This window comes from Winogradskyella sp. (assembly GCF_965228925.1).
In the GTDB taxonomy this organism is placed as follows: Bacteria; Bacteroidota; Bacteroidia; order Flavobacteriales; family Flavobacteriaceae; genus Winogradskyella.
Window position 1 is genome coordinate 4,607,651 of sequence record NZ_OZ245845.1, and the last position, 22,733, is coordinate 4,630,383.

Genomic DNA, 22,733 nt, shown 5'->3' on the forward strand with positions numbered 1-22,733 from the left:
ATTACGTGGTGGTACGTAAGTCCATGATGGACCTAAAAATTCCCGTGCCTTTACGGACACGGGAATTATATGTTCTCTTTTGTTTACTTCTTAATAAGACGTTTGATGACCGTGCCTCTATGGTTGCTAATCTCTACCAGATAGACTCCATTATCATAATCGCTCATATCGATTGGCTGTTCGTCACTACGCTCATCTTCCACGATTAATCGGCCGTTGACATCGTAGATCTTTACTTGGTAGGTCGAGGTCAAGCCTTTGATTTTAAAGCTGGTACTTACCGGATTAGGATATAAGCGGATTTCACTGGCCTCAAGGTTAGTGATACCCAAGGTCGCCACGCCTGCCTCCGAACAGTCATAGGTGTCGTTGGTAATCTGTACACCCGGTGTATTGGTACAATCGGCCGTAGCCGTTCCACCACAGGCCGTAAAGAACTGGTCCTGGAACACGCCATCGGTGTAGAAACAGATATCGGCATCCGCACTGCTATCCACATAGCGGATCTTGATATGGAACAAGACCTTTGGCGTCGAAGTAATCGCTAGCTCCGGTGCCGTCTCCAAACCGGCCAGCCCAATGTTCTGCTGGAAGGACAGCGACACCCTTGAGGTCGTATTGTCGTTCTGCACAAAGTCCCTGTAAGCCGGTGAAAAGGCCCCGAAGCTATAGCCCAAGATAGTACCATCCGGTTGGCTATACTCTATGCTGTTATTCGTCGCTACGTTCTCGCCAAAGGCTGCCGTATTGTATTCCAGATATACCTGACCCGAGCCTATATAAAAGTCCGTGGTTCCCGATATCACAATATCAGCCTCGTAGTAATTGTCCATACCGTCATCGGTGATCTGTGCATTGGCAAAGGCCACAGTGACATCAGTTGATAACATTTCGGAAGTAATGCTTGGTCTACTAAACTGCTCACCACGTCCGATATTAGGATTAATCAATACGTTAACATCCGTATTTTGAATCTGTGTATTGATGTCCATATCCGCGTCTTCATAACCTGCACCACCGATCAATTGGATCACCGCATTAGCATCCGTATTCTGTATCTGCGCATTGCTATCGAAGTCACCTGTGTACATGCCGTAGAAACCATTAGACAATAGGATAACGGAATTGGCACCGCCTTCTACCGATGCTGGATCGGCCGTTAAATCCACAAGGCTTGTTGTTGTGCTCAAGGTTTGTGGTGCTGCCGTAATGATACCGATATGGTTACGGTGATTAATCACCACATAATATCTATCTTCGGGTTGGTCAAAGGCCAAGGGTGATATACCATCTAATCCTACCACATCGCCATCGCGCTGTAGCAAAGCCGATTGGCTATCAATAACGATACTGTTATCCGTTTGATTGCGGAGTTCTACCCAAACCCAATCCACAATGGCATCCGAGCCTGTTGTGGTTAATACGGAAGCATCGATCGTCACGCCATCGCCATAAGGTGTACTTAGTGGAAATAGCCCATTGACTCTAAGATCATCGCGCATTAAACTCTCCTCGCCACTGATCGGATTAATGGACGCGCCCTGTAAATATACTTTCGGCGATACCAAAACATCAGTTGTACAGCTCGGATCGAAACCACCATCTGCAATACTCCAGCCGTAGGTATCAATTAAATCTTGTCGTTGTGTTTCAGACAAACAATATTGACTATTACCGGCATTGAAGTTGACATTTATTGGAATTTGGGCCTCACCAGCCTCTAAGGTGGCCCATCCGATAAGCGTATTGTCATAATTTTCGGTAGACAATGCCGTATTAAAGAGCATACCTTGCATGGTAGGGGATTGTAAGCTTGAAATATCCCAGGCGCCTAAGTTGCGATCAAAATTAGTGGCATTTCTAAACATATCACGCATATTTTGTACTTGGCTCACATCCCAGCCAGAAACATCCTGATCGAAACTATTAGCACCTAAAAACATGCTGAACATATTGGTTACATTACCTACGTTCCATGATACAATATTTTGGTTAAAGTTCGAATCTCTGAAGAGCGAAGACATGTCCTGAACATGACTAACATCCCAATTCGTGATATCCGCCCAAAGATCCATATCAATATTAGTCCCAGCATCCTGAAGCATACGTTCCATGTCGGTAACATTTGATAAATCAGGGGCGTCTGTTGCTGATATGACTAAGTTCTGACAACCTTGAAATGCCCTGTCCATGGAGCTCCAAGCGATATCACCCCATTGTTCTATTTCTACAAGCTTTAAGCGGTCCCCTTCATTTTTGATATATATATGTGGGAAATCTCCATAGATCTTAACCGTATATAATCCTGCGTTTGTATAGGTATGTGTTGCATCACCCGTAAGATTGTAGGTGATGGTACCATCGCCCCAATCCACACTGTAGTCATAGGTCGTTCCCAACGAAGCCGCTGTTGCAATGGTAATTTCATTAGCTGCCGATGTTCCGACATTATCTGTTTGCCATTTGGTAATAAAAGCAGCCCCACAATCCACACCGCCATCGGTAAAACTCCAATTGTGATTGGTAATAATGTTCTGTTTTGCGGATTCTCCAAGACACAGACCAGCATCGGTACCGAAGTTCACATGATCTTGCAGGGTCAACTGGTTCCAGCTAATTAATAGATCGTCATAATTTCCTGAAGAAAAAGCCGTGCCTATAAGCATGTCATCTGCACTTTGAACATTAGAGACATCCCAATTGCCAATGGGTTGATTAAAAAGCGTAGCACCATCGAACATATAAGCCATAGTGGTCACCTGACCCACATTCCAACCTGATATATTCTGATTGAAATTTATGGCATCATCGAACATGGCATACATGTTAGTAACTTGTGCTGGATTCCAGTTTGATATATTACCATTGAAATTAGAAGCTTCTGAAAACATGAAATTCATTTGCTCAACCTGACTCACATTCCAGCTGTTCAACTCTTGATTAAAGTCTTCTGCACTGTTGAACATATAGCTCATTTTAGCAACGTTACTTACATTCCAATTTCCAATAGGTTGATTAAAACGTTTAGCGCCTTTGAACATCCACGCCATATCGGTCACCTGACCTACATTCCAACCTGAAATATCCTGATTGAAATTTGTGGCATCTTGGAACATGCTATACATGGATTGTACCTGACTTGTATTCCAGTCTGATATATCAGCATCAAAATTGGTAGCTCCTGAAAACATAAAGTTCATTTCCTGAACCTGACTCACATCCCAGTTATTCATGGAATCATTACCTATTAAGGCATCACAACCAGAAAACATGGAATATAGTGAAGTGACATTGGTTAAATCAGGACTATCTGTTGCCGCTAGATCCATATTTTCACATTGATAAAAGGCGCCATCGAAAGAACTCCATAGGTTAGCGCCCCATTCGTCAATACTGATCAATTTTTCGGCATCGCCGCTAATATTACCATTGGATATAAACCTAGGAAAGAGGCCTCGTATGCGAATCGTATAAGTCCCTGCCGTATCGTAGGTATGTGTTATATTCCCAGTAACGTCTGTTTGAAAGGTTCCGTCACCCCAATCAATGGCGAAGTCATAAGTTAAGCTATTATCCGTAAAGATGGTAATCTGGTCGTCCGCACTACTGCCCGAATTATCGGTCTTCCAAGTCGTTATAAAAGCATCTTTAAAATAATTGTATTTCAAGACCACGTCGTTACCATCACCCCCGATATAACTAATAATGCCATCAAAGTCGCCAAAAGTTACCTCAGCACCCTCAGGAAGGTTATTAAAGGTTCCTGATACAGCACTTGGACCATTATTAGTAATGATAACAAGCTCATCACCTTCTTGAACAGTGTATCCTCCTATGGGTGCTAAATTGGCATTGTCTAAAGTAATTGTACCCGCACCCAGCACTTCAAGGGCATCATATTCATCATTACCTTCAATTACTGGCGCATAAGTTGCTGAAGAAATGGTTAAATCACTAAAAAGCAGTAATGACACATCGTTAACGTTCCCGGGTGTTATGGTTGCGTCATTTTCAACAATCGTTGGACCCGATGAGAGAAATGCTTCGCCTTTTAGTACCGAGGAACTGCCGCTAAATCGCGCTTCATTTAAAATACCAATAACTCCTCTTCTAGTGATGAATGTTCCCGTGCTATTTAAACTTCCAAAGGTTGGGGTGATATCGGGATCCACTGTTGTTGTACCACTAAAATGAGTAATACCTGCATTGGTGCCATTATAATCTAAAAGACCATCAAAATCATTTACAGTACCATTAAAGTTAATAGTTCCTGCATTGTGATTAAAAATGACCCTTGCTGGAATAGTACCAGGATTCATATCCATATTGGCGTTGAAATTACTTTCTCCAGAACCGTTTTTAGTGATACTAGTAAAATCGGGCTCTAGATCAAATTCTGGTGCAGTCAATGTAAATTCGTCTACAATAATATCTGCTAAAAACATATTGACGGCATTTGTAAAAGACAGGTTACCAAATGCACTTTCATCAGCATTAAAGGGGTTTGCTACGGCAAGCGCCGCAACAGTATTTGCACCTTCCAATGTGGCATTACCCGAACCATCGCCACGTAGAATTAGGAAACACTCATTAATGATTCCGCTTTGTTGTGCAATTCCATCATTACTGGCTAAGAATAAGTTGGTCGTTCTTTCAGTGATATTGATGTTACCATCTAAGGTTAAGGTTCCAGGAGATGCCACTAAATAGTTTTCAAGGGCGTCTGTTGCTATGATCGTAACTTCATTGAATATAAGATCTGAACCAGCAGAGAAGGTAATTCTACCCGCTTCTAAGGTAACAGGGCCATTAAACTCATGAAACCCTTCGCCGTCATTGATGGCAATCTCATCTGACGCTCTTAAATTAGTCGTACCGGAAACTGTAATTCCTGGACCGGGTTGATCTTGAATAGTACGTACATTATCCACATAAAGATTTTGTACCGTCCATGGCCCGATATTGAGATTTAAATTACCGTTGCCTGTAATCTCTACATCGCCTTCGGTATTTATAAATCCAATGACAGTGAAAGCTTGTAAATTATCAAACTTTAAATCATTAGTTTCCCCAGTTAAAATAAATATTTCTGACATGGTCACTTTATTGATGCCATCACCAGCAACAAATTCAATACCATTGGTAATATCGGTATAGGGTACGGATACCGTCGTTTCATCGATCACGGTAACATCGCCTAACACCTCTACTGGAGGCGTTAAATTACTAATTGTTAATAGTGGTGATGCAAAATTTGAAAGAAAGAGATCATCATCTGAAGTACCACCATTAACATCTGTAATCGTGAGCTTTCCACCTGTAAATTCAACCAAAGTCTCTGGTACCGTTACCGTTACCGTAAAGGAGCAAATGGTTTCATTACCACAGGCATCTGTAATGGAGAAGGTATTGGTTGTAATTCCTTCTGGGAAGGTCTCTCCCGAATCTAAACCTTCCGTTTGTAAGACGGTAACATCGCCACATATATCGCTTGCTGTCGGTAAATCGTAAGTTATAATAGCATCGGATTCACCTGGCGCCAATTTGAATAAAATATCTTCGGAACATGAATCGATTATTGGAGGCGCCATATCGGTAATTGTTATTGTTTGAACGCAAGAACTTGAATTTCCAGAGGCATCTGTGGCTGTCCATGTTCGAGTAATGACCTCAGAAATTCCGCAACCGTCTACCACACTATCTTCATAGTTTATGGTTGGTGTACAGTCAGGCAAATTACAACTATCTATCGCCGTAGCAAAACCAGTAGCCGATGGATCTGAATTAACTGCACCTGAAACTGCACCGGGATCATTAGCCGTTATATTCAACTGCCAAGACACTAAGTTACCCGTATCATCTCCTATGTCATCACGAAGACTTAAGGTCCAATCGCCATTAAATGAACTTCCGTTCGTATTGATTTCAGCAATAAGTTGGGCAAAGGCATCCACACCTTCCATGGCCGTATATTCACAAATATTATCAACTTCGCAAACGGCATCAAAACCACTAATTGTATTGCCTATATCAATGGCGGGCGTCGTTGCAGCATCCGTAAATACAATAGGGAAGTCGGCATTCAAATTACTGTTCTCATTCAGCGACTCAGCAAATAATACGACTGTTTCCCCATTCGGCGCTGTAAGATCCATATACAAATCTCCAATCCAACTATGATTAACGGCTGTTTGTACCGTAATTTCAATAACCTCTAAATCAGCATCTATGCCTGTAATATTAGCGACACTTGTAATCCCTGTATCGTCATTATCTGGAATATCAACAGGCGTGTTTTGGCCAACACCAATAGCAAAAACCTTAGCGGCATCAGCACAATCAATGGTCACATCACCAGGACAGGTCATCACAGGTGCTTGCAGATCTTTTGATAGCGTGATATCATTGCCATCGCCTCCTGTATAACTAATGGTAATGATATCGCTTGAACCTGGTAGTGTGACTTGACTTCCTTCAGGAAATCCATTAAAGGTGCCTACAACGGCATCGGTTCCATTGTTATTGATAAGCACAATCTCCTCGATACCCGAATCCATACTAAAATCTCCTGTTGGTACAAAGTCCGCATTGGTCAAGGTTACCGTACCCACTACATTTAATTGATCAAACGCGCTGTCGCTATCTATATATGGTGCAAATGTTCCATCATTAAATTCAACACTTCGCACGATTAAAGTTGATGGGGTTGTGCCATTGCCTGGCGCGATAGTTCCGCCTTGCTCAACTGTTGTTGAACCGCCAATAAAACGACCGGCTCCCGATAAAATCCCGTCAGCGTCATCAATTAAAAGTGCGTCAATAATTTGAATATCACTTGAGGTTATATTCACTGGCGCCTGAATTTTTAAGGTGCCAAATTCTAATGACAAATCGACATTATTAAAGGTGGTAGGGCTCAAGAATCGCGTAGTGGTCCCGGTTAGGCCCTGATAACTTAATTTTTCAACTAGAATATTAGTCCCTTCAAACTCAATGTTTCCCCCATTATGTGTAATGGAGGCCGGCGAACCGACATCAGTGTTGGTGATATTTAAAGCACCTGAACTTAAAATTGAGAGATTGCCTGTTCCGTTTTTAGTGATTTCCGTAGCCTCTGTTAGGTTAATTGTCGTACCAAATAATGTAGCGGCTTCCACCGTAAACCTGCCTATTTCCAAATCATCAATATCATTAAAAATAATGGTTTCTAAGGCGCTTCCTGTTGGTACTTCAATTGTATTAACATCGTTGTCTCCAAATAATGTAGCCACTGTTTCACCACTTAGGTTGCCTCTAAGGAATAATATGTCCGTTGTAATCGTCCCTGCAGATTGATTAATGGTATCTCCTCTCAAAAGGAGGTCGGAGTCTCCGGCCGTTACGATATCCCCTGTTAGCGTTAAATCTCCAAGAGCTGCACTGACGACATTTACCAGTATCGCAAAATCACTTGTGGTCGTTACGGTTCCTAAATTTAGAGGACCTATAGCGTTAAAATCAATCGATGCCGCCTCTAAGTTAGCGGTTCCCAAAAACGTATGGATTGCATTTCCAGTAAGCTGAAGCGCACTACTTATCTCCATATCGGTTTGCCCTGAAATGGTGATCGGCAAAGGGCTACTGGGAACTTCAACAGAAAACGCATCCGAGATATTTAAGTTAACTGCCGTAAGTTCACCGATTAGAATTTTAGCATCTGGACTGCTTGTGATTATAAAATCGCCCCCAATATTGAGATGACCACTATTCTGAAAGGCAAAACCATCTAAAATATCTGTTCCCAATCCCAATCCGCTAAGCATAATATCATTATTACTGCCCGTTAAGGTGAGATCGGTAGAAAAATTAATACTATTATCGCCATTGCCAGCAATGAATTCTATACCATTGGTAATATTAGCAATGGGTACGGTCACCGTCGCAAAATCTGTTAGCACCACACCATCACCAGATGCCGTAGCCAGCACTAAATTACTAATCGTAAGTGTCGTGCCATCACTGGATAAAGTAATTTGGTCGTCCGAATCATTTTCGACATCCGTAATTGTCAGTTTTCCACCATCAAGTTCAACCAATGTTTCGAATGGATTTTGCACTACGGTAACATCAAAAGAACAAGTCCCTACATTTCCATAAGCGTCAACAACTTCGAAGGTATTTGTAGTTGTACCTACTGGGAACACGCTTCCTGAGGGGAGTCCTGATATAGGTGTAAGTGTCGTAGGTGCCTCTGTGAGTTGTAGAATATATGGACGTCGTACAGTAAAATTAGAACTGACCCAAATACCAGTGCCAGTAATTAAGGCATGGTCTCGATTTCCCGATTGGTTAGGTTGACTTGGTGCCCAGTTGTCATAGCTTATACTCGTATTTCCATCGTGCCAAACAAAGGCGCCCTCTGTGGCTGCATCATTGTATCCAATTAAGATACTTTCATCACCATGAATATCATTGACTGCATTCCTTATAAAATTGTTGTGCTCTTCATCGATTATGGTAGCGACATGCCCTCCTAAGTCCTCTGCTTGGTCAAAGGCGAGGTCAGCTCTCTCATAATTGTTAGACACATAAAAGAACTTATCATCCCTCATTCCTATGTACGTAAAACCATCAAAATCTCCTACTGGAGAGCAATCCGAGTAGGTTGGTGTATCATAGGTGACAATTGCCGGCACTCCTGGGTCCGTATTGAATGTAATATCATCGGGACAGGTTAGCACAGGGTCTTCACCATCTGTAATAGTAATGGTTGTGCTGCAGAATGCATTTTGCCCTGAGGTATCTTGAACAGTAAGGCTTATATTTTGAGGTCCAATATCATCACAATCGAAAAAGTTTGGACTTACCGTTTGAATCACCAAACTTTCCCCATCTGATGCACCACTCCCTGCAGTCATTTGACCAAAGGTGATATTAACCGTACCATCAGCGCCTAGAGCAAAAGAACGATTTTCTCGGCACATTACGTAGGGGCTTGGATTTTTAAACGCAACCTGAAAACGCAAATCCACCGGTTGTGACGGCGTGCTAACGGTTTGTGCTTCAATCCATGTAGCAGAGCCTCTACTCTCTACCCAGTACATATCTCCATCGTCAAAACTGTCATTGGCTACGCTAAATGAAACAAAGGCATCCGGATCAAATATGAAAGCGAATGCATAGGTCTGTCCAGCAGAGAGATTGACATTTCCTGGAATTGAAATATCGGTACGCACTGGTTCAAAATCTGGCGCTACACCAGCTTCTGTAAACGTGTGAATAAAGCTGGTTAGAATATTGGAGGAGGCTTCTATTGGGTTAGAACCTTCCAATATAAGGACAGTCGCCGTTCGATTGGATGATGTTTTGTACCAAACGCTAATATGATCAATCGCGCCGTTACAATCTGTAACAAATGGTTGAAACCAGGCATAGTAATCTCCAGCATTTGGTATTCCATCTGTGATGTTTTGACTAATATTATTTGGTGTTCCGCAGGTTTGTGCCCAAGATTGCACAAAAAAAACGAGTCCAAATAGAACAAATAAAGGGGTTTTCTTAATCATGATGATCGTATTTTAAAATCATCAACAAGGTATTTTGAAGTCTTGGCATGGCAAATAAGAGCCGACTCGTATTTATTACGTAGTGATACGTAGTTTGGTTTTACTCATAAAAAAACCTCCGCAACGTTTCAGTCACGGAGGTTAATGCCGTTGTACCTTACCCCTTTTAAATATACAACGGTATTTTGCTATTAACCAATATATCTAAGGATTAAAACCATTAGAACTATTAATCCAAGTGCAAAGTATATGGATTCAGGTCTACGACAAATACGTGACAATACTTAATAATTGGGTAGTACTACTTAGCTTTTGGTCATTTATAAGAAATCCCATGTCATAACATGGGATTTCATTTCGTCTAAACTTAAATTTGCTTCTTTACTAATCGTTTAATCAACATACCGTGTTCACTTTCAATTTCAACGAAATAAACACCATTAGCATAGCCATTCATTTCTATTGCTCGGTCGTCATTGTGCTGCTCCTCTAATATCAATCGGCCGTTGACATCGTAAATACGTATTTGGCTTATTGTACTCAGCCCCTTAATTCTAAAACTACTACTAGTTGGATTAGGGTACAATAAAATTTGATCGGTCTCAAAACTTGCGATGCTTAAGGTACCTACACCCGCCTCTGAACAATCATAGCTATCGTTGGTGATCTGTACACCTGGTGTGTTGGTACAATCTGCCGTGGCCGCACCACCACAGGCCGTAAAGAACTGATCCTGGAATACCCCTTCGCTATAGAAACAGATATTCGCATCCGCACTGCTGTCCACATAGCGGATCTTAACATGGAACAACACCTTTGGTGTTGATGTAATCTCCAACTCTGGTGCTGTCTCCAGTCCAGTTAGGCCAACGTTTTGCTGGAAAGACAGGGACACTCTGGAAGTGGTATTATCGTTCTGTATAAAATCTTTATAAGCCGGAGAGAAGGCCCCAAAGCTATAACCTAATATCGTACCATCGGGTTGGCTATATTCTATATTATTATTGGTCGACACGTTCTCCCCGAAGGCTGCCGTATTATAATCGAGATACACCTGTCCCGATCCTACATAAAAGTCCGTTGTTCCAGATATCATAATATCGGCCTCATAGTAATCGTCTACGCCATCATTCGTAATCAGGGCATTGGCAAAGGCCAAAGTGACATCGGTCGATAAGAACTCTGTTGAGACTCCAGGTCTGCTAAACTGCTCACCACGGCCAATATTAGGATTGATAAAGGCGTTGACATCCGAGTTTTGAATCTGCGTATTGAGGTCCAAATCGGCATTCTGATAACCCGAATCACCGATTAATTGGATTACCGCAGTGGCATCGGAATTCTGAATCTGTGCATTACCATCAAAGTCACCTGAGTACATAGCGTATTTGCCATTGGGCAAGAGAATAACTGAATTGGTGCCACCCTCTACGCTTGCAGGATCGGCCGTTAAATCGACAAGGCTTGTCGTTGACGTTAAGGGTTGGGTTGTGGCTGTGATAATCCCCACATGGTTGCGGTGATTAACAACAACAAAGTAACTGCCTTCGGGTTGTTGGAATGTTACTGGTGAAAAACCATCCGTGGCTACTACGTCACCATCACGTTGTAATAGCGCCGATTGGCCATCGATGACGACATCACTATCGCTTTCATCACGGAGTTCTACCCAAACCCAATCTACGATAGCTTCGCTGCCCGCCACTGCGAACACTGAGGCCTCTGCTATGGCCGCATCCCCATAAGGTGACGTAGTTTGTAGAAGTCCATCGACTCTAAGATCGTCGCGCATTAAACTTTCCTCGCCAGAGTTTGGATTAATAGCCGTGCCTTGTAAATACACTATTGGGGACACTACGGCACTTAGCAGACAACTTCCATCATAACCATTGTCGCTTATCGCCCAACCATGGGTGTCTATTAAATTCTGACGTTCAACTTCACTGTTGCAATACTTATTCTTTCCTCCACCGAAAGTGACATTTTGTGGGATATCGTCGATGCCATCACCATCAAGGCCACTACTATCGGTATTCCAACCGATTAAAGTCGCATCATAATTAGCCAATGACATTTGAATGCCCCCTGGCCCTGAACCAAACATATCTTCCATACCATCATGAAAACCTATATCAACAATACTCGTTAAATCCCACGCACCTAAATTTTGATCAAAATCATCTGCGCCTCTAAACATTCGATACATATTGGTTACACTACTCACATTCCAACCCGAGATGTCTTGATTAAACGCTTCTGCTCCAGCAAACATATCTGTCATGTCTTGAACATTACCAACATTCCAATTAGATATGTCCTGATTGAATAAATAAGCCCCATCAAATAAGGCTTCCATGTCTTCAACATTACTGACATTCCATGTTGATATATCACCATCAAAAACCTCAGCAGCATCAAACATTTCATACATAGAGGTTACATTTGAGGTGTTCCAATTGTTGAGGTCTTGATCAAAGGCCAAGGCCGAAGCAAATACTCCTTCCATATTTGTCACACTAGTTGTCACCCAACCGTTTAGTGGCTGGTTGAATGATTCCGCTTCATAGAACATGTAGGACAGGCTGGTCGCACTTGTCATGGCCCAGCCATTTAAGGGTTGATCGAATACGATACAGGTAGAGAACATTTCATCAAAAATCTCAACATTACTCACATCCCAATTTTCTATATTGGCATTAAAGGACAAACAGTCACTGAACATATCTTTCAAACTTGTCACGTTTGAAAGATCCGGCGTATCGATAGTTGGATTGGTAATATTTAAATTGGCGCAATCATCAAATGCGCCTTCCATAGACGTCCATTGGATAGATCCCCATTGTTCAATGGTTAAGATCTTATCGTGATCGCCTCCATCATCAAAATAAATTCTTGGGAAGGTCCCACTAATGGCAACGGTATACGTTCCTGGCGTTCCATAATCGTGTGTGATATCCCCGGTAACGTTCGCATCTTCGACATTGAAGGTAACACCGTCATAGGACCAATCGACCTGATAGTTATAGGTTTCTCCCAGAAATGTAGGAATGGTAATTGACGTGTCGCTAGAATCGCCAGGGTTATCGGTTTGCCATGTCATGACAAAGTAATCGGCAGTATCACAATCTAAACCGCCATCATTAAATATCCAATTAAAATTAGTAATGATCTCTTGTTTGGCCAGATCTCCGAGACAATAAGTGGCATCAGTGCCAAAGTTAACATCGTCTTGAAGCGTAAGCTGGCTCCATGCTAGTAGTAGACTATCGTAATGTTCTGATGTAAACGCGGTTCCAATCAGCATTTCATTCGCCAATTCTAAGTTAGAGACATCCCAATTGCCTATAGGCTGATTAAATTGTGTCGCTCCATTTAACATCCAGCCCATATCGGTGACTTGGCTGACATTCCATCCTGAGATATCCTGATTGAAGTTTACTGCATTTTGGAACATGCCATACATCGTCGTTACTTGTGCTGGATTCCAATTGGATATATTACCATTAAAATTGGTTGCACCTAAGAACATAAAGAACATATCTTGAACTTGACTCACGTTCCAGTTATTTAAATCTTGATTAAAATCTTCGGCATTGTTAAACATCCAACCCATATCCATCACATTACTCACGTTCCAATTGTCAATAGACTGATTGAAATCATAGGCTCCCGTAAACATAAATCGCATGGTTTCTACCTGAGATGTATTCCAGCTATTGATATCCTGATTAAAGGATTCGGCGCCATTAAACATACTTTCCATAGTGGTGACATTACTTACATTCCAATTATCCAGCGGCTGATTGAAATTAGTTGTAGAGTTAAACGTTAATTGCATGTTTTGGACATTGCTTACATCCCAATCGTTTATGGTAGCGTTCGCAACCATGGATTGACAGTTTACGAACATGCCTCGCATAGATGTCACGTTGGATAGATTGGGGATATCCGTAGCCAATAGATCCATATTCTCGCATTCCCCAAAGGCGTCCTCGAAAGAGCTCCATTCAATAGTGCCCCATTGATCGATACTGATTAATTTTTCAGCATCACCAAAGAAAGATCCATTAGATCCAAACTTTGGGAAGGTTCCTGCTATTTTTATGGTATAAGTACCTAGGGTACTATAGGTATGCGTCACATCGCCACTGACATTTCTTTGAACAGTACCATCTCCCCAGTCTATTGAATAATCATAGGTTAACGTATTGTCTGTATAGATCGTAATCTGGTCATCATCGCTATTGCCTCTATTATCTGTCTTCCAGGTCGTCACAAAGGTACTTGTACTCGACGCAAAGGGCGCGGGATTAATAGTACCGAATGTGCCATCAGAATCAGGAATCACATCAAATAAAGACGCATCAACCTGATTCCCCGAGCTATCGAATATATCGCCACTAGTATTTGAAATTTGATAAAAGTCTCCGACAGTAGCTTCTCTAAATATTGCTGAAGGTAATCCGCCTATATTCGGCAAATTGACACCTCCAAGTTCAGTGGCGTATAATACATCTTCAGGGCAACATATACTGCCATCACCAACGCCAACAGCGTCAACAATCACTCCGAATGCAGACAAATCATCAGCAACACCATCATCATCTGTGTCGATATCGGTGACATTTACCGTTCCTGAAAACGAACTGGTTAATACTACGGTATGTGATGGATTGGCAATATTTGGAATGGTCGTTAATAATAATCCGTTAGCATCAAAGGTCCCACCAAAGATTTCTAGACCTTTTACAACACCGACCTCCCCTGTATCTGTGTTTCCTTGAATCACAACAAAAGCACCCGAGAAAGCTTCACCTGGAGTTCCGTATATTTCTATCTCTTGAATGCTATTTGTGGTTGTTGGCTGGTATTCACTTATATAAATAGGTAAGGATCTATTTTCCACAACCGTAACTGTGGATTCGCAGTAAGAAAAGCGCCCCAGCTCATCGATACTTACCAAATACAAGGTATTTTCCCCAAGGTCATCAGCCGTGTAGGTAATAGAGTCCATTTGACCAGCACCTGGTGTACCGTCTAAGTCACCATCAAAAGTTCCTGTAACTGCTGTTATATCTGGACCACCTACGTTTACTATAGCGACCTGCATATAATAGGTCGTACCTGCATTTAAAAAGACTTCAGCATCATCAGGCCCAGTAATGGCCCCTAAAAGTATAGATGGTGGTGAATAAAAAAAGCCTTCTAAAAACTCTGTTCGATCTTCAACAGGCCCAGAGTTTGGCACCACAGGTTGGTCATAGACTAAGGCTAACAAAAATACATCGTCATCGGATATGGATGGCACAAAACTGAAGCTAGGGGTATAAAGGCCATCGGTAGGAACCGTAAACGAAAATTCTTGATAGTAAAGCCCCACACCAGTATCAAAGAGATCATCTGTTGGACTGCCGGTTGTGGTTTCTCCCGCAAACAGGCCACCACCGCCTCCAGCACCTGGATCCGTTTCGGTTAAATACAGCGTAGCCCCTTTTCCAATACAAGGGCCTTCTGATCCATTGAATATATCAAAGTCGTTGACTGTGACCTCGCCTTCCAGGTTCAAGGTTACGGTAATATCTTCACAAATGACTTGAGAAGGTCCAATAACCACATTGACATTAGATGTACAGGTCGCTTTATTTCCAGCAGCGTCATAAACCGTTAGATCATATTGTGTTGAACCACCATCATTGCATCTAAGGATGTCGTTTGAACCGTCATCTACTAGCTTTAACACGATACCTTCATTATCTGTTGAACCTCCGTCTATTGTATCGCCTGTTAATTCAAAACTATTAGATACTACCGTGACCGTTGGATTTAAACAAACCGCCGTCGGTGCCGTATTATCATAAGGCTGCCCATAGGTCCCTATTGGAAAGGGTATAAGTGCGGTAGCGTTCGTCGACCCATCATTATATTGTAAAACGTCACCATTAGGTAATCGCCAATTATTAATTTCAAATCCGCCATCAGGACCTGAATTATTCATGCGATAAGCCCAACTAATGTGATAATCCCAGTCCGTTCCGGTTCCATCTGTATTTATATCACCGAAGGTATCTACAAGTGTTGGCGCACCCCCAGAATTAAAAAATAGCTCCACCGCATCATCACCCGATGGGTTGAGCGCATCTGAATTACCCAAATGGAAATCTGGAGCAAAACCGTAGACATTTTGAAACAGAATTGGTCGCGCTGCTAAATATATAAATTCACCAGCAGAAGCCGAACCTGTTAAATAATACTCCTGACTATCAGATCCACCGCCTCCGTTTGCCACACCAATAGCATATAGGCTTAAATCCGGAATATCATCTACGACATATAATTCGATAGCTGAATTAGAACTAAAATTATTTACAACACCTGTAATGATTAAAGGTGATGTTTCTAGAACGGTATAGGTAAAACTGCAAATGCTCGTGTTTCCAGCAGTATCAGTCGCCGTAAATTCCATAAAGGTATCTCCTATGGGGAAATCACTTCCTGAAGCTAATCCAGCGGTTTGAGTGACCGTTACTCCTCCACAAAAATCTGTTGCCGTAGGTTCGGTAAAGCTAATATTAGCCGTGGTTTGTCCAGAGTCCACTAAAAAGGTATCATTGGAAGGACAGGTATCAAATACAGGATCTTGATTATCTACGACGGTCACTGTAAAACTTTTGGTCGTAATATTTCCCGCGGCATCTTCGAGTTCAAAGGTATTGGTCGTTACACCTAAAGGGAAAGGACCCGTACCGGCAATGCCTTCTGTTTGTGTTAATGTTGCACCGCAATTATCAATTTGTACGGTATTGTAAAAAGGAATAAACCCTTCACAGTTGGTTCCTGTCGCATTTACAGTGCGGTTATTTGGAATGCCGTTTAATATTGGAAAAACTGTATCGCCTATAAACACCGTAAAGGAACACTCTGCTGTATTGCCCCCAGCATCGGTAGCACGATAGGTCACCGTGGTGGTTTGATTGACAGGAAAAAGGGCTCCACTTGCGAATCCTTCGACTAATTCGACAGTTAAAGGACAGTCCGCATCTGTATTGTCCGAAAATGTTGGCATATCATATGTGACAATAGCGTCACTACATTCTTCTCGTGAGATATTTTCTGGACAGCTTAGATTAACCGGTGCTATATTATCTACAACAGTTACTGTGGCATCACAATTATCACTATTGCTTGCATTATCAAATACGGTTAAAGTCACGGTGTTAGCACCTATATCGTTACAATCAAACGTGTTTTGTGATAGTTGAAAGGCTGCGACTCCGCCAGAAGATCCATTATTGATCTGCGGATGTGATAAACTCGCATTTCCGCTTGCATCTAAAAAGATGGTTGCATTTTTACAATTGGCTACCGGAGGAATGACATCGGTATAATGAACTTCAAATTTTAGGTCTCTATCCGTATACCGCGTCAGAAACGAATTTGGTTGTCTTCCAAACAAAAACCCACCTGTATAATCTAAACTGTTATCGTCAAATGAATCCAATATACTATAGGCCACCTTACCTATTGTGCCTTCTATAATGAAGGTATAATCTTGACCACTAGTAACAGCTAGTGGTGTGGATAATACGATCGTTTGCATGGTTTCTGAAGAACTTGTACTCCAGCTTACCGTTTGTCCATTAGTGCCATTAATAGGCGTGAAATTTGGGTCAGGACCTGTAAAGGGTACTTCATTATAAAACTTTAATTGACCATTAACGGCTTGCGTTACTTCATCCGTATACACTCTGATGCTCTTAATAGTGCCATTACAAGTTGCCGTAAACGATTGACCGTACTCCAATGTATTAAACACATCATTGGTGTTTAGTTGTTGAATATTGTCTGGTAGTGAACAATCTTGGGAGACTGAATGGTTTTGCCACAAAAAACATATGACCAACCAAGACACGAGTTGCGTAGTTCTTCTCATAGGGGTTAAATTTTAAAATTCAATGGCAAGTTACCTTGACACCCTACCCTATCAAATAAGAGCCAGTACGTAAAATATACGTAGCAGTACGTAGTAAATTGTGGGTTTATCCATAAAAAAACCTCCGTAACTCTTCAGTCACGGAGGTTAATGCCGTTGTATCTTACCCCTTTTTTGAATACACAACGGCTTTTTGCTATTAACCAACATCTAAGGGTTTTTAAAACCATTAGCACTATTAATCATCTGCAAGATATAGCGACTTCACCCTTCTAAAAATACGTGCCAATACGTAATTTTTGAGTAGTGCTACTTAGAATTTGGATATATAAAATATCCCATGTCTCGACATGGGATTTCTTTTGTTCATACTTGATGGGTTTACTTCTTAATTAACCGTTTAAGATGTGTCCCGTATTCACCTTGAATCTCTACCAAATAGACCCCATTCTCGTAGCGGTCCATGTCAATAGGACGGTCGTCACTGCGCTGCTCCTCTAGAATCAATCGGCCATTGACATCATAGATGCGTATCTGGCTGGTTGTGGTCAGCCCCTTGATACTAAAACTGCTACTGGTTGGGTTAGGGTACAATAGGATTTGTTCGCTCTCAAGACTTGTAATGCTCAAGGTACCTACCCCCGCTTCTGAACAGTCATAGGTATCGTTGGTAATCTGTACGCCTGGTGTGTTGGTACAATCGGCCGTGGCCGTTCCACCACAGGCCGTAAAGAACTGGTCCTGGAACACCCCTTCGCTGTAGAAACAGATATCGGCATCAGCACTACTATCCACATAACGGATCTTGATATGGAACAGGACCTTTGGCGTGGAGGTGATCTGTAACTCCGGTGCCGTCTCCAAACCTGCCAGCCCAATGTTCTGCTGGAAGGACAGCGACACCCTTGAGGTCGTATTGTCATTCTGTACAAAGTCCCTGTAAGCCGGTGAAAAGGCCCCAAAGCTATAGCTCAAGATACTGCCATCCGGTTGACTGTATGCTATACTGTTATTCGTCGCGACGTTCTCGCCAAAGGCTGCCGTGTTGTATTCCAGATACACCTGGCCCGAGCCTATATAAAAGTCCGTGGTTCCCGATATCACGATATCGGCCTCGTAGTAATTGTCCACACCGTCATCGGTGATCTGTGCATTGGCAAAGGCCACAGTGACATCGCTCGATAAGAGCTCCGTTGCGATTCCAGGTCTGCCAAACTGCTCGCCACGCCCCATGTTAGGGCTAATCAGTGCATTGACATCCGTATTTTGGATTTCTGCATTGATGTCCATATCCGCGTCTTCGTAGCCTGCGCCACCGATTAATTGGATCACCGCATTGGCATCTGTATTCTGGATCTGGGCATTGCCATCGAAGTCACCCGTATACATACCATAATAGCCATTGGACAACAATAGGACGGAGTTGGCCCCGCCATTAACCATGGAAGGATCGGAGGACAGATCAACTTCAGTCACTGTACGACTCAATGCTACTGTACTTGCGCTTCGAATATTCAAATGGTTACGATGCTCTACAACCACATAGTAGTTATCTTCTGCTATATCGAATGAAAGTGGTGATACACCATCAATATCAACCACATCGCCATCGCGCTGTATCAAAGCTGATTTGGCATTTCCTACTAGCGGTCCTGGTAATGGTGGCGCAACACTATCACTGTCAGGTACTAAGCTTACCCAAACCCAATCCACAATCGCATCTGGGCCGTTTGTTGTCAATATGGAAGCATCGATAGTCAATCCATCGCTATAAGGTGTACTTAATGGAAAAAGCCCATTGACCCTAAGATCATCGCGCATTAAACTTTCCTCACCAACATTTGCCTCTATAGAAGCACCTTGTAAGTATACTTTCGGCGATACCAAAATATCGGAAACCAAAACGAGATCATTTCCATCTCCGCCAATATAACTTATGACTCCTGAAAAACCGCCAAAGTCAAAACTAGCACCTTCCGGAAGTCCGTGAAAGGTCCCTACAATGGGGTCTGTTCCATCATTTTGGATAAGTACGATCTCTTGCGTACCATCTATAACGGTAAAATCACCCGTAGGCTCAAATTTTGCATCTTCTAAGTCTATCGTTCCTGAAAGATTTACAGTATCAAAACTAGTATCACTTTCAATTAAAGGCGCAAAGCTGGGGAATGCATTCGTATTGGTAGATGTAGAAAATAATTTTATATCACCATTAATGGTTAAGTGTCCCGTCGTTGTTTCAGTTCCTGGTTTGAGCGTTGCTGATGAGCTAAACGCGACATTACCATTGATAGTTCCATCACCCCGCAATGAAGCTCCATTAGATTTAAAGTCGCCTATATCCAAAATATTGACCGTTGAGCCTGCGGCTACAGCAAACGACTCAAGAGACATATGCAATCTTCCAAAGGTTTGTATATGGTCTGGCGTGTCTATGAGCACTTCTGCATTTGTAATTTGCAAGGTTGCACTTGCAACAGCCGTATATTGAAATGCCCCGGAAAACAGATATGAGCTTGTACCTCTCAAAGTAAGCGTACCTCCATTATGATTAATCTGTGCAGGGGCACTAGGGTTTGTTGCTGTAAGATTCATAGTCCCATCTAATACACCATCAAAAACAAGCATAAGATTGCTGGTATCAGAAAAAGTAATCGTATTTGCATCAGCATAGATAGCTCCAGTATTAACTACACCAATTTCAACATCGTTTATATCATTCAATAATATTCCAGATGTACGATGATTTGTTGTATTCGAGGTAATTTTATTGACATCATTCATAGCCTGGTCCAAAACGAATGCACTTGTTGCAAATGAATTTCCTTCTATGACAAGTTCATTAGTGGTGATTATACCACTTGATGATTGTTGAACAATATTTCCCCGTAGGGTCATATTGGAATCCCCCGCAGTCTGGACTGTATCTGTAAAATTGATATCTCCTGCAGCATATAGGTAATTGTTATTTGTTACATCAGTTCCTGTAGCTGTTACCGTATTAAAAGTAAGATCACCACTAGTGGCTCTAAAATCTAAAGTTTCACTCTCTAAGGTGATAGCACCTCCAAAAGAACCATTATTTAAGCCAATCGATGTCTGGGACTGTAAATTGGTAAATCCGGAAATAGCAATAGGGCCAGTCGTTTGTGTGATGGCATCTACATTGTTAATATTGAGCTGTCCTTGTACATTCATTGTGGCTAATGAAATGGTTCCACCTGGATTTCCATGGATGAATAAACCACCTCCGATATTCATGGTTCCCGTTTGCGTAAAATCAGTGATACCCGAAATTGTTAGGTCATTGTTAGTGCCTGCTAAATCAAGTCCGTTGGTGATTGTTATCGAATCTGAAAATGCCGCATTCCCTGCAAAGTCTGCAACGACCAAAATATCTGTTGTAATGCTCGTAACAGGCACAGATACTGTCGTATCATCTATAACAGTAACTCCGGAAGAAACCTGTACTGGAGCATTTAAATTGCTAATAGTAAGTGTATTCGCATCGGCAGATTGTGTGAATACAAATTGATCGTTTGAATCTGTACCGATATCTGCAATAAATAATGTTCCCGCAGAAAGTAAAACCTCAGTTTCTGGAGCTTGCTCTACCGTTACGGTAAAAGAGCAGGTCCCCACATTGCCACTAGCATCCGTAATCTGAAAACTATTTGTCGTCTCTCCCACAGGGAATTCACTTCCTGAAGGTAAGCCCTCAGTTTGAATGATGGGGCTAGGCAGCTCTAGTATGAATCTTCGTGCGAATGTGTTAGGTAGATCATCCCAAGTCCCTGAGCTATTAATTTGGACGTAGTCTTCGGAGCCACCACCATTTGGTGAACCATTGGTAGGGTTCCAGTTGGTATAGGTGGCTGTGGAACCACTATGCCACTCAAAGTTGCCCTCTACTGTGCGATCAGTGTACCCTATCCAGGCTTCAACGCCATTGAGTGCGCTCACCAAAGCATCATTCTGTTCCTGACTAGTAATCGTTGCCAGGTTCAAATTTAAAGTTTCGGCAACACTAAACGCAACGGAGCTAGGGATGAAGGCTTCTGATAAATAATAACTAAAGCCATTCCAACTCCCTAAATATGAGAGTCCACTTGAAGTTGGTAGTGCACATTCTTCTGTAGCGATAACATCCTCATAGGTCACTATCGTGGGCGTTCCTGGAACAGCTGTTACCGTAATATCTGCAGGGCACGTAAGTGTTGGACTTACGGTATCTACAATAGTCACCGTAGCTGTACATGTATCGGTATTTCCGCTGGCATCTTCAACCGTAAGGGTAACCAGATTGTCTCCAACGTTTGAACAATCAAACGTATCTTGTGATAAGGTGTATGAAACAATACCCGATTGGTCATCATATGAGCCATTATCAATTTCTGAGGGTAGAATGCTTACTGTATTGTCACTTTCCAGATTTTTTGAGATGTCTTGACAAATCGCTACAGGCGCTGTTTCGTCTAGATAATCTAACTTAAAGAACCAATCCGACCTAGGAAAACCAGGAATACGAATATAATTTCCAGGATCATCAGCAGCCTCCATAAATGAGCGCCCATCGGGATATACATCTGTGGTAATTGGTGATCGACGAAGCACTATAGCTATTTGATCGGGATTTTTTTTAAGTGCCCAAGCATAGGTTTCTCCTTCTACTACATCTACATCTATCGAAAATGTTCTATAGCCTCCACCTGAATCAGTTGGTAGACTTTCATTTAGTTCTTGTAGTAAAACGGGATTAGACCCTAAAAGATCCTTATATATCTTTAATTCTACGGGAAGATCTGGATCACCATTTATCGAAAATGTTTTAATGGTTAGCTGATGCAATGTCCCTGTACAAGTCGCGAGAAATGTATTTCCTGCAAGCGGTCTTTCATTAGCTACAGGATATGAATTACCACCATTTAATTGAGATATCTCATCGCATTGGGCATAATTTTGAATTGAAGTAAAAAGAAAAAAAAATATTAGTAAATAGTTGTAGGTACTTTTCATGATTTTTGAGTTTAAAAAAATCAAGCACAAGTTAACTTGGCACCGGTCTCTATCAAATAAGAGCCAGTACGGAGATATTACGCAGTGGTACGTATCTTACTATGTAATTTACGTGAGTTCGATATATTATATATTTATAATCAATACTTTATGTTTTTTCAAAGCGAGCTATTGTCATTCAGACACTATCGAAATCAAAATACATTTTGATTAAAGATATAAAGCGAAGTTTTGTGAGGAAG

The 22,733-nt window shown here is 41.9% G+C and carries 3 protein-coding genes; all 3 read right to left on the bottom strand.

Features of this window, described 5'->3' with window-relative positions:
* Window positions 1–83: 83 nt before the first annotated feature.
* The 3 genes from ACO052_RS19255 to ACO052_RS19265 all read right to left on the bottom strand — a co-directional run bounded on the left by ACO052_RS19255 (window position 84) and on the right by ACO052_RS19265 (window position 22,491).
* Window positions 84–9,545, bottom strand: coding sequence for a BspA family leucine-rich repeat surface protein (locus tag ACO052_RS19255; RefSeq protein ID WP_422105426.1), 9,462 nt, complete (start codon window positions 9,543–9,545; stop codon window positions 84–86).
* Window positions 9,546–9,912: 367 nt separating this feature from the next.
* A complete protein-coding gene (locus tag ACO052_RS19260) occupies window positions 9,913–17,475 on the bottom strand; it encodes a BspA family leucine-rich repeat surface protein (protein ID WP_422105428.1) in 7,563 nt (2,520 codons plus the stop codon).
* Window positions 17,476–17,856: 381 nt separating this feature from the next.
* On the bottom strand, window positions 17,857–22,491 hold the full coding sequence (locus ACO052_RS19265) for a T9SS type A sorting domain-containing protein (RefSeq protein WP_422105429.1): 4,635 nt from the start codon (window positions 22,489–22,491) through the stop codon (window positions 17,857–17,859).
* Window positions 22,492–22,733: the final 242 nt, after the last annotated feature.